This is a genomic window from Alcanivorax sp. (assembly GCF_014762765.1).
Taxonomy (GTDB): Bacteria; Pseudomonadota; Gammaproteobacteria; order Pseudomonadales; family Alcanivoracaceae; genus Alcanivorax.
In genome coordinates, this window is record NZ_JABURH010000028.1 from 1 (window position 1) to 3097 (window position 3097).

At 55.4% G+C, this 3097-nt stretch carries 3 protein-coding genes; 1 reads left to right on the forward strand and 2 read right to left on the reverse strand.

Translation table 11 applies throughout. The features are described 5' to 3' along the window. Positions 1 to 153: 153 nt before the first annotated feature. Both HUJ17_RS01000 and HUJ17_RS01005 read right to left on the reverse strand, forming a co-directional pair. The gene (locus tag HUJ17_RS01000; RefSeq protein WP_290508956.1) at positions 154 to 837 is read right to left on the reverse strand and encodes a type 1 glutamine amidotransferase; all 684 of its coding nucleotides are present in this window, start codon (positions 835 to 837) and stop codon (positions 154 to 156) included. Beyond that, positions 816 to 1721, reverse strand: a complete 906-nt coding sequence (locus HUJ17_RS01005) for an amidoligase family protein (protein ID WP_290508957.1) — start codon at positions 1719 to 1721, stop codon at positions 816 to 818. Before HUJ17_RS01005 ends, HUJ17_RS01000 begins: the two co-directional genes overlap by 22 nt. Positions 1722 to 2125: 404 nt before the next feature. Here HUJ17_RS01005 and HUJ17_RS01010 point away from each other — a divergent pair, with 404 nt between their 5' ends. Further along, entirely contained in the window at positions 2126 to 2851 is a 726-nt protein-coding gene (locus tag HUJ17_RS01010; protein WP_290508958.1) for a zeta toxin family protein, read from the forward strand. Positions 2852 to 3097: the final 246 nt, after the last annotated feature.

Sequence of the window (3097 nt, forward strand, 5' to 3'; positions counted from 1 at the left end):
ATGATCAAGCTGCCGGTATGGCAGGAGGGCGATGATGTGGTGGTGTTTCCTTCCCACACCTGAGCGATGTCTCTCTTGGGGAGCTGCCCCGTGCGTCAATCCACTACCAGCGCGAGTGTCACCCCGCCCCATCGTTCGCCCTGTATGTCCCTATCAGGGCTGGGGTAATCGATCCCGTGCATTGTCCACCAACCAGTGGAAGATCCTGAATTGTGACCGCAGGTAGATCATGTATTCAGGGTGCCACTGGACGCCGATGATGGGCGCATTGTCGGTGGGTTCAATGGCCTGGGTGATGTTGTCCAGATCCCAGCCGGTGCGGTGCAGGGCGTCGGCGGGCCGTTCCACGGCCTGATGGTGCAGGCTGTTGACGCGGAGCTTGGTCTTGCCGGTGATGTGGGCGAGTCTGGAATCGGGTTCGAGCCAGACCTGTTTTGTCGGCAGCAGCCCGGGGCGGTTGTAGGTCAGACGGCGAATATGGCGGATATCATTGTGAAGGGTGCCGCCGAGAACGGTGTTGATCAGTTGCGCACCGCGGCATATGCCAATCATGGGGATGCCGTGTTTCAGCGCGTACCGAATCCATTCGATTTCCAGTGTGTCTCGTTCAGGATCGAGCTTGACCCTGGCATCGACTTCACCACCGTAATGCTCCGGGCTGATATCGTTACCGCCACCGATCACCAGTGCATCCGGCGGCGCCCCCTGCCACGGATGATCAACCGAAATGCGTTGGGGAACAGCACCGCACAGGCGTAATGCCAGCGCCGTGCACCACCAGGCCGGCGCCCAGCGACGGTGGTTGCCAGTAACGCCTATGTGGGGTCGTCCAGCCATCGGGATATCCTTTTCACCCAGGCGCCACGATCCACACCAATCAGCGGCCTGTCCGCCGCCAGGAATTCGTCGCCCAGCTGCTGGAGCGAGGCGTCGTCGTTGGCGAGTTGTTCAACCCGACACCAGCGTATCCAGGAGGACGCGAGGCTCCATTGCGGGTCGTCAATCTGGCAATTGGGCAATCGGTAATGAAAGGTCGGCCGTGATTTGATCTTCGCGTCATCGACAGTGTCGCGAACACGGTCGGCATCGATTTCGGCAAACAGGGGCAGCATGTCCAGCGCACGGTTGCGGCTGGGGTTATGCTCAAGATAATCATCGATCAGGGTATTGATATCCGGGGCCTCTCGCGTCAGCAGGACCTTGATATAGGACTCTTCGAACAAGTCGATGTAAGGGCTGATCCGTCTTGCCAGGTTGACATCGTTGGCCTCGACCTGCCACCACTGGAGCAACACGAACGCGCGCAGGTAACGGTGAATGGTGGGCGCATCCAGTGCCGGAATTTCCGTATTGATATGCACGCCGTAGGCCGCAATCAATGATTCTTCGGTACCGTTTGCGCCGGCCTTGCGCAGCGCCTCTACCAGATCATCAAGTATATGCAGTGATGTGACGGGCAGTGGCGGGCACACCACTTCGACGGGTACCAGGAGCTCTGCCGCCTTTGACAGCGGATGCAGCAGCTCATCCACGGCCTTGCCCGCGTTGGCCGCCATAGTCTTGAGAAAATCCCAGTCGAGCTCGACATTGAAATCACCGTGATCGGTTTTTACACATACTTCCGCGGCGGTTTCGTCTGTCACTTTTCCATTGAGCGTATCGCACACCACGCGGGCGGTATCGCGGAATGCAATGCCGGAGAACTCAAGCTCGAAGCCCACAGTGCGGACTTTTCCTGCGGTATTTTTCAGTGCATTCAGTGATTCCAACCGGGAACTGTAAGCATCCATTAATGAGCGACCTCGCTGCTTGTCCAGGGTGACCTACCCTGGAGTTGGACCCACTGACTTTATAAGTTTTGACAACATTACGCTGCCTGCGTAGCGGACAGCAACCAAGAACAACAGAACACCCACAGCTTGGCAGACCTGCTACGGATCTGTTGGTTGTTGGCTGATATGTGGCTGTCCGCAAGGTCCGGATCTGGGGCCATGGCCACCGGCAGGGACTATGCAGCGAGCACTTCGTTTAATTCAGGACAGGCTGCAAAAACTGCTGGTCTTGATTGGTTCCTTTATGCTGATCATATTGGCAGTGAGGCTACTGTTCGGGAGCTATCAGATATATGGCGGATCAACTCAGTAAAGAAGAGCTTGAGCTTCAAGAAGAGGCGATAGCCTTTGCCAGAAAGAACAAGAAGAAGATTGGCCGGCGTCTAACCGACACCTCCCGGTTTGCACCAGAGAAGGAACCTGTAACGGTTTTCATGGCTGGCTGTCCCGGGGCAGGTAAGACCGAAGCATCTATCGAACTGATCGACAGCGTCAAAGACGGAGATGGTGAGATTCTCCGGATTGACCCGGATGAGCTTAGATCAGAGCTGCCTGGCTATACCGGCGACAACTCCTGGTTGTTTCAGGGGGGCGTCTCGATTTTGGTAGAGAAGGTTGTTGATCTTGCATTAAAGCAGCGTCAGACCTTTCTGCTGGACGGTACTTTGGCTAGATACGAGGTGGCGCGCCGCAATGTTGAACGGTGTTTAAATAAAGGGAGGTTTGTGCAGATTCTCTATGTTTACCAGGAGCCTTTACAGGCTTGGGAGTTTGTACAGGCTCGCGAGGCCAAGGAAGGTCGACGAATACTTTCCGAAGACTTTATAGATCAATACTTTACGGCTCGAGACGTTGTGAATCGACTGAAGGATGAGTTCCCCGATATCCGGGTAGACTTACTCTTGAAGAACCGGGATGGCTCCCACCGCTTTTACAAAGCCAATGTGGAGCGAATTGACAATTATATCCCCGAGAAATATAGTCGCGCGGACCTTGAGCGCATGCTCGGACTGGAATAGGGTGGAAATATGCTGAAGAAATCGCCCCCGGTCGTGGAATCGACCCCATTCTCTGACTTTATCCGCAACGCTTCCTCTGCAGAGCGTAAGCGGGTGTATGGTCGAGTGCTGAAAAAGGCCTCCGAGCGCCAGAATAGACTTGTTGAGGAAGCCGCCAAGGCTGAATAGCTCTAGGTTCTATTTAATTTCTGACACAAAGAAAAACCCCGGCGGATAAGCCGGGGTTTTTTGTTTCCAATCCCGCCC